The organism is Paenibacillus motobuensis (assembly GCF_039521865.1).
GTDB lineage: Bacteria > Bacillota > Bacilli > Paenibacillales > Paenibacillaceae > Fontibacillus > Fontibacillus motobuensis.
In genome coordinates this window covers 490,409-508,336 of sequence record NZ_BAAACX010000009.1, presented here as the reverse complement: position 1 = coordinate 508,336, position 17,928 = coordinate 490,409, and the positions used below count along the sequence as shown (strand labels likewise).

General features: G+C 45.2%; 13 protein-coding genes. 8 read left to right on the top strand and 5 right to left on the bottom strand.

Going from position 1 to position 17,928, the window contains the following annotated elements; translation table 11 throughout:
• Positions 1–55: 55 nt before the first annotated feature.
• Positions 56–961, bottom strand: coding sequence for a polysaccharide deacetylase family protein (locus ABD014_RS12965; RefSeq protein WP_343861634.1), 906 nt, complete (start codon positions 959–961; stop codon positions 56–58).
• A gap of 128 nt (positions 962–1,089) precedes the next feature.
• Complete coding sequence (locus ABD014_RS12960) at positions 1,090–1,785, bottom strand: YetF domain-containing protein (RefSeq protein WP_425542089.1); 696 nt, start codon at positions 1,783–1,785, stop codon at positions 1,090–1,092.
• Between the two features lie 229 nt (positions 1,786–2,014).
• Between ABD014_RS12960 and ABD014_RS12955 the strand changes: the two genes are divergently transcribed.
• The 6 genes from ABD014_RS12955 to ABD014_RS12930 all read left to right on the top strand — a co-directional run bounded on the left by ABD014_RS12955 (position 2,015) and on the right by ABD014_RS12930 (position 8,765).
• The gene (locus tag ABD014_RS12955) at positions 2,015–3,250 is read left to right on the top strand and encodes an RICIN domain-containing protein (protein ID WP_343861630.1); all 1,236 of its coding nucleotides are present in this window, start codon (positions 2,015–2,017) and stop codon (positions 3,248–3,250) included.
• A gap of 185 nt (positions 3,251–3,435) precedes the next feature.
• On the top strand, positions 3,436–5,763 hold the full coding sequence (locus ABD014_RS12950; protein WP_343861628.1) for a xanthine dehydrogenase family protein molybdopterin-binding subunit: 2,328 nt from the start codon (positions 3,436–3,438) through the stop codon (positions 5,761–5,763).
• The gene (locus tag ABD014_RS12945) at positions 5,750–6,580 is read left to right on the top strand and encodes an FAD binding domain-containing protein (protein WP_343861626.1); all 831 of its coding nucleotides are present in this window, start codon (positions 5,750–5,752) and stop codon (positions 6,578–6,580) included. The genes ABD014_RS12950 and ABD014_RS12945 overlap by 14 nt, the downstream gene beginning before the upstream one ends.
• 12 nt (positions 6,581–6,592) lie before the next feature.
• Positions 6,593–7,081 (top strand): (2Fe-2S)-binding protein, encoded by a 489-nt coding sequence (locus ABD014_RS12940; protein ID WP_343862114.1) that lies wholly within the window; start codon positions 6,593–6,595, stop codon positions 7,079–7,081.
• Between the two features lie 51 nt (positions 7,082–7,132).
• Entirely contained in the window at positions 7,133–8,134 is a 1,002-nt protein-coding gene (locus ABD014_RS12935) for an XdhC family protein (protein WP_343861624.1), read from the top strand.
• On the top strand, positions 8,124–8,765 hold the full coding sequence (locus ABD014_RS12930) for a nucleotidyltransferase family protein (protein WP_343861622.1): 642 nt from the start codon (positions 8,124–8,126) through the stop codon (positions 8,763–8,765). Before ABD014_RS12935 ends, ABD014_RS12930 begins: the two co-directional genes overlap by 11 nt.
• Here ABD014_RS12930 and ABD014_RS12925 read toward each other — a convergent pair.
• The 3 genes from ABD014_RS12925 to ABD014_RS12915 all read right to left on the bottom strand — a co-directional run bounded on the left by ABD014_RS12925 (position 8,723) and on the right by ABD014_RS12915 (position 14,376).
• The gene (locus ABD014_RS12925; RefSeq protein WP_343861620.1) at positions 8,723–9,751 is read right to left on the bottom strand and encodes an aromatic acid exporter family protein; all 1,029 of its coding nucleotides are present in this window, start codon (positions 9,749–9,751) and stop codon (positions 8,723–8,725) included. The genes ABD014_RS12930 and ABD014_RS12925 overlap by 43 nt on opposite strands.
• A gap of 204 nt (positions 9,752–9,955) precedes the next feature.
• Positions 9,956–13,462: a glycoside hydrolase family 2 TIM barrel-domain containing protein gene (locus tag ABD014_RS12920; protein WP_343861618.1), complete on the bottom strand. Its 3,507-nt coding sequence runs from the start codon at positions 13,460–13,462 to the stop codon at positions 9,956–9,958.
• Between the two features lie 41 nt (positions 13,463–13,503).
• On the bottom strand, positions 13,504–14,376 hold the full coding sequence (locus ABD014_RS12915; RefSeq protein ID WP_343861616.1) for an AraC family transcriptional regulator: 873 nt from the start codon (positions 14,374–14,376) through the stop codon (positions 13,504–13,506).
• 300 nt (positions 14,377–14,676) lie between these two features.
• On the opposite strand from ABD014_RS12915, the gene ABD014_RS12910 reads away from it, so the two are divergent.
• Together ABD014_RS12910 and ABD014_RS12905 are read left to right on the top strand one after the other, a co-directional pair.
• The gene (locus tag ABD014_RS12910) at positions 14,677–16,833 is read left to right on the top strand and encodes a glycoside hydrolase family 3 C-terminal domain-containing protein (protein WP_343861614.1); all 2,157 of its coding nucleotides are present in this window, start codon (positions 14,677–14,679) and stop codon (positions 16,831–16,833) included.
• Between the two features lie 83 nt (positions 16,834–16,916).
• Positions 16,917–17,870, top strand: a complete 954-nt coding sequence (locus ABD014_RS12905) for an ABC transporter permease (protein ID WP_343862112.1) — start codon at positions 16,917–16,919, stop codon at positions 17,868–17,870.
• Positions 17,871–17,928: the final 58 nt, after the last annotated feature.

Genomic DNA, 17,928 nt, shown 5'->3' with positions numbered 1-17,928 from the left:
TTGCGATCTATTCAGTGCTGCTTAGTCAGAAAATTAACGTATATTTGCCAATAAGTCAATACGGCGACTTCTTGGATTGTTGCAGGGAGCGTAAATATTCCCATGATATTAGTTTTATGTGATTATTTTGAAGCGTGTGCTTGATTAACGGATCATTGAATAGTAGAAATTCAAGGCCTCTTTTTTCGAAGTGCGGGGTTAGAGATTGAAGCTCTCTCGTCACCTTAGCTGGGTGGGCCACAATTTGTGTAATACCTGGTTTGCAGCATTCAATCTGTTGAATCAACCTATCTCTCATCTGATCGTAATTCTCTCCGGGTTCAAGATGATAGGGGAGCGATATCAGATCATCAATTAATTCGATTCCACGACGCTTAGCAGAAAGAATCCTTTGCTCAAAAAGATTTTTTTGACTTCTACTGAAGAAAGGCTGATCTATAATCCGTAAAGGTAAATTAAAGGGTAATTCATACTTCTCGCATAGATCGAATACGATCTCAAGAAAATCACGGCCAGTCGCTAGACCCATCACTGATCCAGCGTGGCTATCCAAATGTGTAACATCGATTCCATGCGAGAGCGCCCATAATATTTGCGCTTCCAATTCCGCTTTTACCTCAGAGGGATCTGCATTCATCTCAACAAATGTAAAGTCTTTAGGAAAGAAGCCTTCATCAGTAACCAGACTACCCAGATCATACTCCTGAAATACAGGTTTCAATGAATAGTTCTCTGTACTTGTTAGTGTCAGATGTATTCCCACTTTGATCTTATGATTCATGGAACATAATTTAGGTACCTCTATTGCTGCGGTGCACGGTACCATGAGTGAAGAGGAGGTAATCGAATCGTTCTTGAACAATTCTGCTATGGCTTGATTTGTACTATGTGTTATTCCAAAGTCATCCGCGTTGATAATAATAGCTCGATCATTAGGCATAAGCTTGGGATGGCCCATCATTGTTACACCTCCATACACAAAATAAAGGGACGTTGCCTACGAATTTATCGTAAACGACGTCCCTAAAATGTAATATTGAACTTGATACCAGCATTATACACTGGAAATGGCGAAAGTAAAGAGGTTACTTAATATCTATCAAAGAATAGGGATCCATCACTCTGCACCTCAGCATAGAACACTTCTTCTGCAGAATGGATCCCTTTTTTATTTAACTCTTGCTGCAGCCAATTTTCATCGAGGTTTAATTCTTTTAAGTTCTTTTTGATTATTTTCCCATCTGAAATGATCTCGGCAGGTAAATAAGTGAAGTTTGGAGTAGGAATATTTAAGTCCCCCTTGGTTACAGGTTGTTTGAATTCCTTTCTAAGCACGCTTATTTTCCCATCGGGTTCGAGGATTGCATAGTGAACGTCCTGTATACTGAATACATCCTTCTCCCGCAGCATCATACATAAATCATCCAGGTTTAAGCGGGTCGATTTTAATGTTTCCCTCATAATTTTCCCTTGTTTAATAATAATCTTAGGTTGTCCATCCATCATAATTCGGGCTTTACTTGATTTTAAGCTTAGATAGCTTATCAGAATCGCCAGGATTGCCCACCATATTAAGCTTATTATGCCGTTAAAAAAAGGAGTATCTCTTCTAACGACAATTTCCGCTGCTATGGAGCCGATCGTAATGCCAGTAACATAATCGAAAAAGGTAAGATGTCCGATCTGCTTTTCGCCGAGGAGCCTGGCAAGAGTGAGAAGGACTAAGAAAGTGATGGTCGTCCTTAAAATCATTTCCCAAAAATTGAATTGTAAATATCCGTTCAGTTCGTCCACATCCTTCTGGCAGAAATTCTCTATAGTAAATAGATTTCTCTATTTTACCAAAAATATAAAAAATAAGTTGAAATAACATCGAGCATACCCTTATAATGGAAATGACAGAAAAGATAGCGCTATCATTTGGCACAATCCGAAACCGGTTTAGGTCCAAAGCACGCTGCGCGGGCGTGTGTAGAAGAGCAAGGCAATCTTCCAAACAAAGGAGCGATTGTGAATGTTAAGACATGGGAAAAAACTGTGTTTATTTCTGGTGTTTACTCTCCTGATTGCTTTTGTGCCTACGATGAAGACAAGTGCAGCTGATTGGAACCTGGTTTGGAGCGATGAATTTAACGGCTCATCCTTGAATTCTGCCAACTGGACGGCTGAAATTGGTACCGGCAGTGGCGGTTGGGGCAATAATGAACTGCAGTATTACACAAGCCGGCCGCAAAATTTGCAGGTAACGGGTGGTAATCTAGTTATTACTGCGCAGAAGGAATCATATGGAGGGATGAACTATACCTCTGCAAGAATCAAAACGCAAGGCTTGCAGAATTTTACGTATGGCAAGGTGGAGGCGCGAATCAAGCTTCCTTCTGGTCAAGGGTTATGGCCCGCCTTCTGGATGCTTGGCTCGAACATTACTTCGGTCGGCTGGCCGGCTTGCGGTGAGATCGACATTATGGAGCGGGTTAACAACAATCCTTATGTGAACGGAACTGTACATTGGGATGCGAACGGCTATGCAAGTTACGGAAATATATCAGGCAATCTGGATTTCTCGCAATTTCATACGTATAGCATAGAATGGGATGCCAATTACATCCGCTGGTTTGTAGATGGCAACAAGTATAACGAGATTTATATTCAGAACGGAACGGGGAATACAGAGGAATTTCAGAAACCTTTCTTCATTCTGTTGAATATGGCAGTCGGCGGCAACTGGCCTGGCAGTCCGAATAGCTCGACGCCTTTCCCGTCACAGATGCTCGTTGACTACGTGAGAGTATATCAACAGTCAAATCCCTCGAATATCATCAGCGGCGGCATCTATACACTGGCCTCCAAGGCGAGCGGCAAGGTACTCGACGTAACTGATGTCTCCCTGGCTGACGGCGCCAAAATGCAGCAATGGACGAATTATAGCGCCAGCAACCAACGTTTCAAGGTGGAGAGCACAGGGGATGGTTATTATAAACTCACGGCAGTCCATAGCGGCAAGGTACTGGATGTACCCAATTCAAGCACCTCAAGCGGCGTTCAGCTGCAGCAATGGACGGATAACGGCACGAGTGCGCAGCGGTGGAAGCTGGTTGATGTCGGCGGAGGCTATTACAAGCTAGTGTCCAAGGCTAGCGGGCTTGTTATGGATGTATCGGGGTCCTCAACTGCTGATGGAGCTGCCGTTCAACAATGGACCGATAATGGAACAGATGCGCAGAAATGGGCATTTACTAAGGTAAATTAAACACGCTGAGCAAATTAATTTATAGATGGAATTTTCGCTTAGAGCACAAATAAGGCCCGAGTCGTCAGACTCGGGCCTTTCCTGTTTCTTATAGCAATATATTTTTGATAATAAAGGACAAAAAGTACCGGATATATATAGAGGTATAAAATGCCGAAGAACTGTTCCAGCAAAAAGGAGGAGCCATGAGCGGTGTAGCGGTAGGAAAAAGCGTGCCAAGGAATGAGACTTGGGAGAAGGTTAAAGGAGTAACCAAATATGTCAATGATTCCTCCAGCCAGGGGATGTTGTATGCCAGACTAGCCGTAAGTCCGCATGCTCATGCCAGGATCATTTCGATTGATTCGTCAGAGATCTGGCACATACCTGGGGTAAAAGCAGTGATTACCGGACAGGATTTTCCAGTGTTAACTGGGTCTCCGCTAGCTGATCGGCCTCCGATTGCCATTGATAGGGTGAGATATTATGGTGAACCCGTCGCCCTTGTTGTTGCGGATCAGGAATATATAGCAGAGATGGCAGCTCTCCGGATTAAGGTGGAGTATGAACGCTTACCCGTTGTACATTCTCCTATAGAGGCCTATCAAACAAATGCCCCGATCATTCACGAACATCTCGCTGAATACAAGCGGCATGAGCAGGTTTATCCAGAACCAGGAACAAACATCGCTAACCGGACCAAAATACGTAAAGGGAATATGGAGGAAGGATGGAGGAGTAGCGATCATATCATTGAAGTCCATGTCTCGCTGCCCCAGTCTGATCACGCGGCGATGGAAATAAGGTGCAGTAAAGCGGAGATTTTGCCCGACGGCAATGTGATCATCCATTCTGCTTCGCAATCCCCCTATGTTATCCGTTTGGCAATCAGTGACGCTTTTCAAATTCCGCTTCATCAAATTATTGTCCATACCCCTCTTGTCGGAGGCAGCTTTGGCGGGAAATCCGCGATTCAACCGGAATTTCTTGCTTTACTGGCTTCCAGGGCCGTCGGTGGGAGGGCAGTCACATTAGTGAATTCCAGGGAACATGATATGATCTCCTCTCCGGTTCATATCGGGTTAGACGCTACCATCAAAATCGGCTGTACCCGTGAAGGAAAAATTACGGCTGTGGAAATTTTGCATTTGTTCGATGGCGGTGCCTATTCTGATCGGGGAGCAGTTATGAGTCGTGCAGGAGCTACTGATTGCACCGGTCCTTATCGGATCGATCATGTTCAATGTGATTCATTATGCATGTATACAAATCATCCTTATTCTACTTCATATCGAGGATTCGGCCATCCGGAATTGACGTTTGCCATCGAGAGAGCTATCGATATATTGGCCAATGAAGCGCAAATGGATCCTTTGGAGTTCCGGTACTATAATGCGATTGGGCCTGGGGATACGTCCCCGACGCAAACTCTATTAAATCGAAGCAATATAGGCGATTTGCCCATGTGTATTGCCAGGCTGAAAACATTAATCAATTGGAATGGCCCATACTCTATAGAAATTAATGACCATCTTATCAGAGCAAAGGGAGTCTGCTGCTTATGGAAAAATTCGAATACGCCCACAGACGCCGGGGCGGGTGCCGTTGTTATATATAATCCCGATGGCAGTGTCAATTTGCTCTGCGGTGCAGTGGAGATCGGTCAAGGGACGAGGACGGTGCTGACTCAACTGTTGGCCGAGCGGTTGCGTATGGATGTAAGTAGAATCCACATTTCTACGGATGTGAATACGGAAAAGGATCCACAGCATTGGAAAACCGTAGCGAGCCGCAGCACTTTTTTAGTTGGCAATGCGGTTCTGAGGGCTGCCGATGATGCTATCGAGCAGCTCAAGATCACAGCTTCAATTGTACTGGGATATCCGCCTGCCGAGTTGGAGATAGGGGGTGAAAGAGTTTATTTCCGCCATCGACCTGATATCGGAATAGGCGTGGAACGTATCGCTAGTGGTTACAGATATCCAAACGGGAATACGGTCGGAAGTCAGGTAATCGGGCGCGGAAGTTATACAATGCGTGATTTAACCGTTCTGGATTATGACACAGGTCGCGGTAAGACTGGGCCAGAATGGTTGGTAGGCGCACAGGCAGTCGAAGTGGAGTTGAATACGAACGATTATACTTACAAAATCATTCAAGCGGCATCGGTAATGGACGCCGGCAGGGTAATTAATCCGCAAATGGCTCGCAGCCAAATTACAGGTGGCATGAGTATGGGATTGAGTCTTGCAAGCCGAGAGTTTTTTCAGTTCGATCATGAAGGTAAAATATTAAATCCGCAATTTCGAACCTACAAATTAATCCGTTATGGGGAGCAACCGGAGTACTTGGTTGATATCATCGAGACACCTGATCTGGAAGCTCCATACGGGTTGCGTGGAATCGGAGAGCACGGATTGATCGGCATGCCAGCAGCATTAGCGAACAGCTTGTCGGCCGCTATCGGTCATGCTCTCAATCATCTGCCTCTGACGCCGGAAATGATCTGGAGGACCATCCATGATTCCGATTGACTTTGAATATTATCGGCCAGCCTCTATTTCTGAAGCTGTAGAATCATTTCAGTATTTGAGTAAACATAAGAAGAACCCGATGTACTATGGCGGTGGAACGGAAATTATCACTTGGGCCCGGACAAACGCCATTCACCCTGGAGCTGTCATTGACATAAAGCTCATTCCGGAGTGCAACGTCATGGATTTCGCAGGGAACACCCTGGTATTAGGATCTTGCATTACATTATCAGCTTTATCGATGGTCAATCCATTTCCGTTGCTTAGCGAATCCGCGACAGGAGTCGCAGACCAAACGGCCCGGAACAAAATTACGCTTGGAGGGAGCATTTGCGGCAGAATCCATTTTAGGGAGGCTGTTCTCCCTCTGTTATTGGCTGACAGCCGGATGGTTATAGCTGGGTCGCAGGGGATCAGGGAGGTTCCGATTCATGATGTTTTCTTGCAGCAGATGAGATTGGCGGTGGGGGAATTTATTGTACAGGTTAATACAGATCGTAAATATTTATCGTTGCCATTCATTCATTCTAAGAGACGGCAAATCGGCAATGTCGGCTATCCGCTCGTAACTCTGGCTGCGCTTAAGAAAGATAACCGGATTCGTACAGCGTTTAGCGGCGTTTGTGCATTCCCTTTCCGGTCCCTAGAAATCGAGCAAGTATTGAATGACAAGGCGCTAACCCCGACGGAAAGAGTTGATCAGGCCATCGATAAACTTCCGGCTCCGGTTCTAAATGATACGGAAGGCTCCGTTGGTTATCGGAAATTTGTGCTTAAGCAGACGATACTCGAAGCATTAAGCAAGTTAGGAGGGTGAGGCATGCCACCTATGGAATTCTTCGATTCCGCCACTTATTCTATACAATTCCAGGTTAACAGCGAATGGAGGAAAGTCAGGATCAGGGCAGCGGATACGCTCTTAGATGCTCTACGGGAAGGTTTAGGGCTAACGGGGAGCAAATCCGGCTGTGATAACGGGGATTGCGGAACTTGTACAATTTTAGTTAACGGGCTCCCTATCAAATCATGCATCATGTTGGCGGTGGAGGCGGATGGACAACAGATAACAACGATTGAAGGGTTAACTAATTCGCCGATGCTGCAGGCCTTTGCTGAAAAACAAGCCTTCCAATGCGGCTATTGTACTCCTGGATTTATCGTTAACTGTCACGGTTTATTAAATATTCTCCCCGACGCGGATGATGAGACGATCCGAATATGGCTGGAATCCAATATTTGCAGGTGCACGTCCTATGAAGAAATTCGTGAAGCGGTGAAGTCTGTTTTTTTGGCGCATAGCACTGATGGAGTCCCATGATAGGAAGCGAGTTATTAAACACCTTTATGAGAAATGAAGGAGGGTACAGACTTGGAAGATCTCCATCGTATTCTAGAAGCCATCCAGGATAACGGACAACGAAGTGTACTTGCGACGATAACTCATGTAGAAGGAAGCGCTTATCGCAAAGAAGGAGCGTTGATGCTGTTTTTTGAGGATGGTTCACAAATAGGGGTGCTAAGCGCAGGTTGCCTCGAGACGGATCTAGCGGCTCGCGTTCCGGAAATTTTGGCGGCGGGTGTTTCTTGCGGTTTTGTTTTCGACGTGCAATCATTGGAACACCTGTCCTGGGGGGAGGAGACAGGCTGCGGAGGCGTTATTCATGTTACGATGGAACCAGTAAATGGCGTGCTTTTGGAACATCTTCGTACTCTCAAGGATTGTCTGGATCAACATACAGAGGTCAAGATTATCAAAAAAATCAGCCCGGACCGATCGGTATCCGATTATGCTTTTGTGTCCGGTAAGGAGCGCTTTTTCGGAGAATGGAGGGGAGGATTCCCACAAGATTTGATGGAGTTGGCGGTGTCCGAGGGATATTTTATCCATACCTATTATCCCAAGCCGCGTTTAACGATCTTTGGAGCGGGGCCCGATGCCAGGCCTCTTGCCGCATTTGCTGCCGCTGCTGGTTTCTCCGTCACTGTCTCCGATTGGAGACCTGCATGGTGTAATCGCAGCTATTTTCCGGATGTAGATACTCTTCTTGTCGGATTTCCAGAGGAGACTGTCGATATGATTCAGTCAACATCTAATGATTACGTAGTTGTGATGACCCATAATTTCAGGAGAGATCAGCAGCTGTTACGTTTGCTCTCAGAGCGGCAGCTTTGCTATCTCGGCTTTCTTGGACCAAGGCATAGAATGGAACGATTGCTGAACGGCAATCCGGCTCCGGAAAATTTACGATCTCCCGTAGGAATCGCGATTGGCGCAGAAGGGCCAGTAGAAATCGCAGTGAGCATCCTCGCAGAGTTAATAGATACTTATCATAAGAATAGAAGGCGAACAACGGTCAGCTATGCTACATAACAGAGTCCATGGGATCTATTTAGCGGCGGGCCAAAGTTCACGGATGGAGGTAGATAAACTCAAGCTTATGCTAGGTGATATGAATTTGGGGAATTATGCCCTACGTGCAGCTGTAAATTCCCGATTGGATCATGTGTGGATCATAACGGGTGATACAGGAGCGGATTGGATCGATGACTCATTTTATGAGGAACCGATCAGGAGTAAATGGTCGGTTCTTTACTGTCCTGAAGCCAGTATGGGGCAGGCTTACTCACTCCGTTGCGGTATAGAGGCTGCAATTTCTGTGGAAACTGCAGCCGTAATGATCTTTTTGGCGGATCAACCTTTAGTCACTAGTGAAATGATCAATGAACTGCTTCAACGATATGATAAGGAATCGGCATACGATCGTAGCGTTAATTACGTGGCATCGATCTGCGATAGTCTACCAAGGCCCCCGGTAATTTTGGGGCAGCGGATGTATCCGGATCTCTTAAGATTACAAGGTGATCAAGGAGCAAGATATTTGATTCGTCAGGACATTCCAGGGATTTGCATCGAGTTCGATGACCCGGACTTATTTATGGATGTAGATACAGAAGAAGATTACAGATTTTTGTTGGCCAAGACCGGCATTTTGAAATCTTGAAGGATTTGCCCGGCATTCATATATATTGCTAGCGGATACTGGTAGTGCTGTAAGTGAGAAGGCGCATCGATTTGCAGGTCAACGGCATTTGGATTAAGGGGTGGTGCTGGGGCTTCCAGTGTCTTTTTCCACTCCGTTACTAGCAACGCTATTTTATTCAAGTGATCGGTCCAAATCCGCCTATCTTCTATAACGAAATTGCCGCTTTCAGACCACGCAGTGAATACTCGTAACATATCAGATAAGTTCGCAAACCCTGACCTGAGCTGCTCCATTTGCCTATTCAACTGGTTGAGAGCGTGGCGTTTCTTTTGAGCGAGCGGGTTGTAATTCAAGCTTTGGTTCGCCTTATCCAATTCGGTTGTTGCTTGATGAAGCTCCTGAAATAAAGTCTGTAATTGTGAGGACATCCTTTGAGCTTCACTTGATGAGCAGCCACGTTCTATCCATTGAGCAGTGTTAACTAAATGCCTGATAAAATGATCAGCGAAATGAACCATTTTTGTCTTGGCGGTATTGACGGAGTCGGGGGGGAATACCAGTGTCTGGATCAGTACTGCAACGACAGCTCCGATCACCGTATCGCGGAGGCGGTCGAACGGATAGGTCGGCATCTTGCTTTGAAAGTACATAACCAACAAAATACTAAGCGCAACCTGGACCATAATCGCATGATCCAATTTCAGATATTGAATAGCGACAGCCCCTATAAAGAGCAGCAGTCCGATGCTCCAGCCGCTTAAGCCAAGGTAAGGTGCAATGATTACAGTAAAAAGGACACCGGCAATTGTGCCAAGGACACGCTGCCAAGCAAATGTCATCGATTTGCTGACTGTCATTTGCATGGACAATATAACCGTAAGTGGAGCCAAGTAAGGATGTGAAGATCCAGCCCATTTCGCTAATTCCCATGATAAAGTTGCAGCAATAGGCATTTTCCATACAATCGCATTATTATTAATCAAAGTTATAATTTTGTTGTTCACTTGATGGTAACCTCATTTTATTTTCGATTTAGGTTGTTCAATCTACTGTTAGTACTGACCCTCGCGTAGTCGTATTGGTTTTCCCATGTAGTATGCCAACCACGGCTTGATTTATTACTAAAATTGGTATGTATCAGTACAATCTAATTTATTACGTAAATATGAAAAAGAGTGCAGGTAGCCCTACACTCTTCAGCAAATGCTTCATGACCTATGAAACTGGAACCACTTAAAATTAAATTGGCTGCCTGGGAGAAATATAAAGGTTACCGTTTGAAGGCCAGTTATACGTTCCAGTGTGAACTCCCGTTCGCAATAATCATCGGAGTAGGTGAATTCCACAATCTGCTTGCTATCACCATCTAGACCGTTGAATTGAATATGCAAGGTGTTCTTGTCGAGTGGGGAGTGTCCGCAAAGGACTAGCTTCTTGCTTCCTGCTTCCCCGAAGTCCATATCCTCGAACACCAGCGATACATTGTTGCCGATCTTCTCTATCGAATCTTCCGTTAGGGCAAAGGAATCACCATAGATGCGATTATTGTCAAGAACGCTCAGTTGTTCGAAGGCCTTCATCGGTTTCTTGAACTTGAAGCCTTTCAGATGAATTTTACGTCGCAGAAGGAAGCAGAGGGAGGTAACTCCCTTTAATCGTCTGGGTAGACGGTAGGTCTCATCCTGATAGACATTCCATATTGACTGTTTTTGATAGGTAACCGTAGTCAACAATGAAGCATTAGCCTCGCCAGGGTTACCCACCCATATCTCAATTGGGAACTCTGCATCATCGAGCGAGAAGATAGGTAGTGTAATCTCATCGGAACCGAAGCTTCCGAAGTCGATCTTGTCAAAACAGATCCGGCTTTCTCCATCTCTTCCTGTAGCAACTCCACGGTCATTGCCGTTCGTTAGATTCAGACTGGCCTCGCTATGATAGCCAGCCGATACGAACTCATATGGATTCAAATAGGCTTGACCTAGATCGGAGATATGGAATTCCATCAAGGAATAGAGGCGGATGTGATCCGCGCCATTTGTCGCCGCACAGCGGATGTAGACATCACCATCGCCTAAAGCTGTGATGACGGCTTCGTGCCCGTTCGCATCTAAGGTAGCAATATTTGCGTCTACACCGCCTGCGTTAGTAACTCTCCATTGAACCTCTTGATAAGTAGCATTACTTGGATGAATCTTAACCCTAACCGGAAGAGATCTGTTATCCTTTGATAGTTGATTCCCTTCAGAACATATAATCTCTATCTTGCGTATCGGAATTTCCGAGGACTGCAGTTCATGTGGCATAGGCGGTACCTGGGATTCCAGCTCTTCTGCATTACCATTTGTGTAACTATATAGCGAAACTTCATTACCCGTACCATTAGATGGTTGTAAGGAGGCGGCCATCAAGATAAGCTCGGCTGTATTCAGCCCCCTGGATTCAGCATGGACAATAATGGAACCAGTCTCAGCGGTACTGGCAATGATGGCAAGCAGTTTGCCGCTAAATAACCTGCGGTTCGTTCCTTTATATTGGTCATAGTCGGTACTATCGCCATTATCGAGGCCAACAAGCCTTCCGGGACCTTCAACCGTGATGTGTACACGGTTATTTGCGTTTTCCACCGGAATCCCATCTTGATCGACGGCTGATATTTCAATAAATATGAGGTCTGAGCCGTCGGCCGTCATCGTATTCTTGTCAGGCACCATGACGAGAGATGCCGCATCCCCGAAGGAGGATCTCATATCCGTTGCAATCGAATCGCCATTTTCATCGTAAGCTGCTGCCTTTAGAACCCCTTTTTGATACGGAATCTGCCACTCTCCCAAAAGCTTGTGACCATACTTATGATCAATTTCTACTGTACCTTGTGATACATCGTTAAAGAATAATTCGATCCGCGGAGCGTTCGAGCAGACGCGAACATCAATCAACTGACCTTCGGAGAAATCCCAGTACGGGAAAATATGAACCATTGGATTTACTTTATAATCCGTCCATTCCGCCTGATAGATGTAGAAGGAGTCCTTCTTAAACCCGGCCGTATCTAATTGGCCAAAATAAGAGTTCTTCGTGTGATAAGGTGTTGGCTCACCGATGTAATCGAATCCGGTCCATATGAATTGACCAGGTGAATACATGGCATCTCGGTCATCAATAATACAGCTCTCGGTGCTCTTCGCTCCCCAGCTGGTAGAACTGTTGCCTAAGGATGAGCATTGTTCATCATCGTCGGACAGTACCGACTGGGATAGTGGAAAGTGATAGATTCCTCGACTTTGTACCGTTGATGAGGTTTCGCTGCCATAAATAATCCAATCAGGATGCTCCTTATGATGGAGATCATAGTATTTCTCCCCGTAGTTATAGCCGGCAAACTTGATCAGATCGGCGCATTTCTGAGCATTTTCCCAAGGCATATAATTGGAGCCAATCGTTACAACAGCATTGGCTTTCGGATCATGCAGGAGTACTTCATCTCTGAGAAGCATCGTCAATTCCTGCCCACGCTCATCGGCATGGGTGTCATAAATCTCATTCCCAATGCTCCACATGAGCATGCTGGGATGGTTCCGATCCCGGCGAATCCAACTCGCTACATCTTTTTTCCACCATTCCGGGAAAAACCTCGCATAATCATACGTTGTTTTTTTACGCTCCCACATATCAAAAGCTTCCGAGACGATCAGTACGCCCATTTGATCGGCAAGCTCCATCAGCTCAACGGCAGGCATATTGTGAGCGGTACGGATCGCATTCACGCCCATTTCCTGCAGGAGCGAAATCTGTCGTCTCAGGGCCGCCTTATTAACGGCAGCACCTAGACACCCCAGATCATGATGCTGACAAACGCCATGAAGCTTAACATGCCGGCCATTGAGTAAGAAGCCTCTTTGGCTGTCAAATTCCATAGTTCGGAAGCCAAAGCTGTTGATTTCAGTATCGACTAGCGTATTCTCGACAAAAAGCTCGGTTTTCAGTGTATAGCAGTATGGTTGCGAGATGTCCCAGAGCATTGGATTACGGACGGAAATATAGGAGGGAATGCAAACCGTCTGTCCGTCTTTGCAAGAGACTTCAGTCTCCGTCTGGGTAACTTTCGCACCGGATTCATCCAGAATCGTATGTTGAATCATCTGCTTCTTCATAGCTGCCGAGCCAGAAATTTCGCGCAACCTCAGTTCGGTATCAATCTCTACGATCCAAGAATCACTGTCGTCTTGCTGCTTCTTCGCCGAGATATAAACACCGTAAGGAACTATATGTGTTTCGGAATAAGTTTTCAGCCATACATTCCGATAGATTCCCGCCCCTGAATACCACCGCGAGTTGGGAGATTCATGAATGACCTGGACGTATATTTCGTTGCTGCCTGTAGTTATGTAGGGAGTGATGTCTATTTCAAAAGTGGAATATCCGTATTTCCAGGTCCCAGCAAGATGACCGTTAACATAGAGGGAAGAGTTCATATAGACGCCTTCAAAACAAAGCGACATGCAGCTATTTGGTGCTAACTCGTCTATTAGTATGGTTTTGTGATACCAGCCTGCCTCACTTTCATACAAATGATGTGTGTCATAAATTAGCCAGTCATGGGGCAAGGTGACAGAGGACCAATTTATGCTGCTAGATAATACCGTCTCTATATCTGTATGAAGAGGCAGTTTGGCAAAAAACCAGTCATTGTTGAATTTAGTATTCTGACTCATTGGAGTTAAGCTCCTTTATCTAGTGTATTTTAATGAATCTATTAGCGTGGTGGATGGTTGCCCTGAAGGCACTTGTACTCGGTGGGAGTACACTTCTTATATTTTTTGAACACCCGGTTAAAAGTTGGAAGACTTCCGAAGCCTGAGCTCATGGCGATCTCCATCACAGATAAGTTTGGATCAATCAGTAGTTTCTCCGCATGCATGATTCGATGCTGGTTGAGATAGTCATAATAGGACATACCTATAAATTGCTTAAACAGGCGCATAAAGTGAAATTTGCTGAAGCCAGACAGCTTCGAAAGATCCTCAACCTGAATATCCTCAGTACAATGCTCGTTCATATAATTGCAAACCTGCAGAAGTTTATCGATATATTTGTGCTGCTTCTGGTTGCTATTATTCAGAAGGCGGTGTTCCTGATTCATGAAATTTCGTCCAAGCAGTACGAAGAGCTGAATTAATAGGGAATAAGCAGAAGCTTCTTTCAGTACTGAGTTGCTGAAATATTCATCGATTAATTGATCCAGAAGCGGTCTCAAAATGCCATGAAGATCTTCGTTCTCACTAGAAGTAACGAGTAAGCAAGGGCGAAGCAAGTGGAATGTAGAGTCAAATCCGGTCAAGTTATACAGCAGGGACCAGTCGAATTGAAGAATGATCCGTTTGCCTGATTTGGGAGCAAAAAGTTCGTGCAACTCTCCCGAAGGGATGACGAGGATATCATTGGGATGAAGCACATACTTGGTACCGTTGATTACAGCCGTATATACATTTTCGAGCGGCATAATAATTTCGGCAGCGGTGTGCCAATGGATTGGATAATCCTCTGCCTCTTGGTTTAAATAAATACGTATTCCAAAATGTTCGCGATATGAGACAGTTTCTTTGGCTCCGTTGAGAAACTCAATCATTAGCATCCCATCCTTTACTTTGGTCAGATAATTTACAAACTTAATCCAATCAAAGAGACTCCACCAACAATTGCTTAGGTGAACTTAGCGCAAATTTAGCAATATTTGAGAAGCCGAGAGCTAAATTCACGAAGAACCACAAACATAAAGTCGTTATAATATAGCCTATGAAACCGCATACATTTAATCTAATGTGAATAAATCACTAAAATTACTCTTTAGCAAGCAAATCATAACATGCAAATATTGTTTTTGCCAATTCTTTTGATTAATTTAAAAAACGGGAAAAGATGGTGTACTATGACAGAACTGGTTAATGACAGTGATAAAATTTTAGAGTTCAAGAAACGAGCGAAGCACTTGGTCTCGCAAATGACCCTTGATGAGAAGGTGCATCAAATGCTGCATGCTGCACCGGCGATCAAGCGTTTAAATGTGAAGGCCTATAACTGGTGGAATGAAGCGCTTCATGGGGTAGCAAGGGCAGGGGTTGCAACAGTCTTCCCACAGGCAATTGGACTTGCTGCTACTTTCGATGAAGATCTTCTGGAAGAAGTCGCAGATAAGATCGCAACAGAAGCTAGGGCGAAGTACAATATGCAGCAGGAATTTGATGATACGGATATTTATAAAGGACTGACGTTCTGGGCGCCTAACGTGAATATTTTCCGTGATCCACGTTGGGGGAGAGGGCATGAAACCTATGGAGAGGATCCATATCTATCCTCAAGATTAGGAGTCCGTTTTATACAAGGCCTACAGGGCCATGATGAGAATTATTTAAAGGTTGCTGCTTGCGCGAAGCATTTTGCCGTCCATTCAGGGCCCGAGGATTTGCGTCATCAATTCAATGCTGTGGTCTCCACTCAGGATTTATATGAGACCTATTTGCCGGCGTTCCAGGCTTGCGTTGAAGAAGCGAAGGTAGAGGCAGTGATGGGCGCTTACAACCGGACCAACGGTGAACCGTGCTGCGGTAGTGAGCTGCTGCTTGAGCAAATCTTGAGAGGCAAATGGCAATTTGACGGTCATGTCGTGTCGGATTGTTGGGCGATCCGGGATTTTCACGAACATCATCAAGTTACTGCTAACGCGATCGAATCAGTTGCACTGGCAGTAAACCGAGGCTGTGATCTGAATTGCGGAAGTCTGTTCGTATTCCTTCTCGATGCTGTCAAGCAAGGAGTAGTAACTGAAGCCCAGATCGATCAAGCGGTTATCCGCCTGTTCACGACAAGGATGAAGCTTGGGATGTTCGATGAACAGGAGAAAGTTCCGTTTGCGTCCATTAAGTACACTGAAGTAGATTCAACCGAGATGCAGCAATTAAACCGTAAAGCAGCGAGAGAATCGTTGGTGCTGCTGAAGAATGAGAATGGGCTGCTGCCGTTAGATAAATCGAAGCTGAAAACGATCGGTGTTATCGGTCCGAATGCAAATAATCGGCGAGCGCTGGAAGGCAATTACGAAGGAACGGCATCCCGATATATTACAATTCTTGAAGGTATACAGGACTACGTGGGGGATAGTGCCCGTGTCTTATACTCCGAGGGCTGTCATCTACATAAAGAAAAAATAAGTGGTCTGGGGTTGGAAAATGACCGGATTGCCGAAGTGAAGGGGGTTTGCAAAGAAAGCGACGTCATTATCGTCTGCTTGGGACTGGATGCCGGATTGGAAGGCGAGGAGGGCGATACCGGTAATCCGTTCGCCAGTGGAGACAAGAGGGATTTGAACTTGCCTGGACTTCAGGAGCAGGTGCTGCGAACGGCCTATGAAAGTGGTAAACCGGTCGTTCTGGTTGTATTATCTGGAAGCGCTCTCGCCATCCAATGGGCCGATGAACATTTGCCAGCTATTCTGCAGGGCTGGTACCCAGGTGCACAGGGGGGCCGTGCCATTGCTGAAGCGATCTTCGGGGAGTTCTCGCCAGAAGGGAAACTGCCGATTACGTTCTACAAGACGACAGAGGAATTGCCGGAGTTTACGGACTATTCTATGAAAAATCGGACATACCGCTACATGAAGCAAGAAGCACTGTATCCTTTCGGATACGGACTGTCCTATACGAATTTTACGATTTTAAATACGAAAATGGATCATGAACGGATTATGGAAGAAGGCGTGTCGGTAACGACTACGATCAAGAATGAAGGAAGCATGGCCGGTGGCGAAGTACTACAAGTGTATGTAAAGGCAGAGCGGGATGGAACTCCGAATGCTCAGCTTAAAGCCTTCCGCAAAGTTCATCTGCAGCCGCAGGAGAGCAAGGAATTGACACTTCACCTGCCAATCGAGGCCTTTGCTCTATACGATGAGGAAGGCAGAAGAAAGCTAGAAGCTGGAACGTATGTCGTTTATGTGGGAACTTCCGGACCGGACAGGAGAAGCTGCACTCTTACAGGTAAGAAAACAGCGGAATTTAAGCTGGTCTCAGAATTGAATATGGAAGTCTAAGAGTAAGACATAACTTCAACTTAGGTAGGGGAACCGACAATTCATGAAGGAAAGGTGAGGGTATGGCGTTCCGTAACAATGATATGAGTGTAGAGCCGCTGAGGAAAGAGGTCAAGGTCAATAAGTCAGTGGATTTAGAACCACTATGGAAGCACGTCAGAAAGGAATGGAAGCTGTATTCATTTCTGCTTATTCCGGTAATCTACTTTATTATTTTCAAGTATCTCCCGATGCTTGGCAATATTATCGCTTTTCGAAAGTACAGAGGCGGACCTAACCTATTTGGAACAGAGTGGGTCGGATTCACTTACTTCAAATTGTTTTTTAAGGATCCAAGCTTTTGGAGAGCTATTAAGAACGATCTAGTGTTAAGTATTTCGTATTTGATCTTCAGGTTTCCATTAACGCTTGCCTTTGCCTTACTGCTTAATGAGATCGTCAAGCTGAGGCTGAAGAAATTCGTTCAGACGGTATCTTATTTGCCACACTTTATTGCGACGGTTATTGTCGCGGGTATGATCAAGGAATTTGTCTCAATGAATGGTCCGATCAATTCATTGATCGAAATTTTGGGATTCGAGAAGATTCCATTCATTACTGTACCGCATTGGTTCCCTACGATCTATGTCACGTCAGGCATATGGCAAGGGCTTGGCTGGGGCACGATCTTGTATTTGGCAGCGATGACGGGAATAAATACAGAACTATATGAAGCGGCCAAAATTGATGGAGCGAACCGATTCCGCTTGGCATGGCATGTTACGATTCCTGGGATTCTCCCAACGATAATGGCGTTATTAATTTTGGATATTGGCGGGATTTTAGGTTCTAATTTCGAGAAAGTCTTACTTCTGCAAAATCCTTTAATCTATCAAACCGCAGATGTCGTCCAAACATACGTCTATCGGCTCGGAATCAAAGGCGGTAATTTTAGTTATGCTACCGCAGTAGGACTGTTCGAAGGTATTCTCGGCTTGATCTTGGTCACAACAGCGAATCAAATATCCAAGAAGACGACAAAATCAAGCTTATGGTAGAAGGAGGCGGAAGACTTGAAGACATCATTATCCTATCGCGGGTTCCAAATTTTTAATG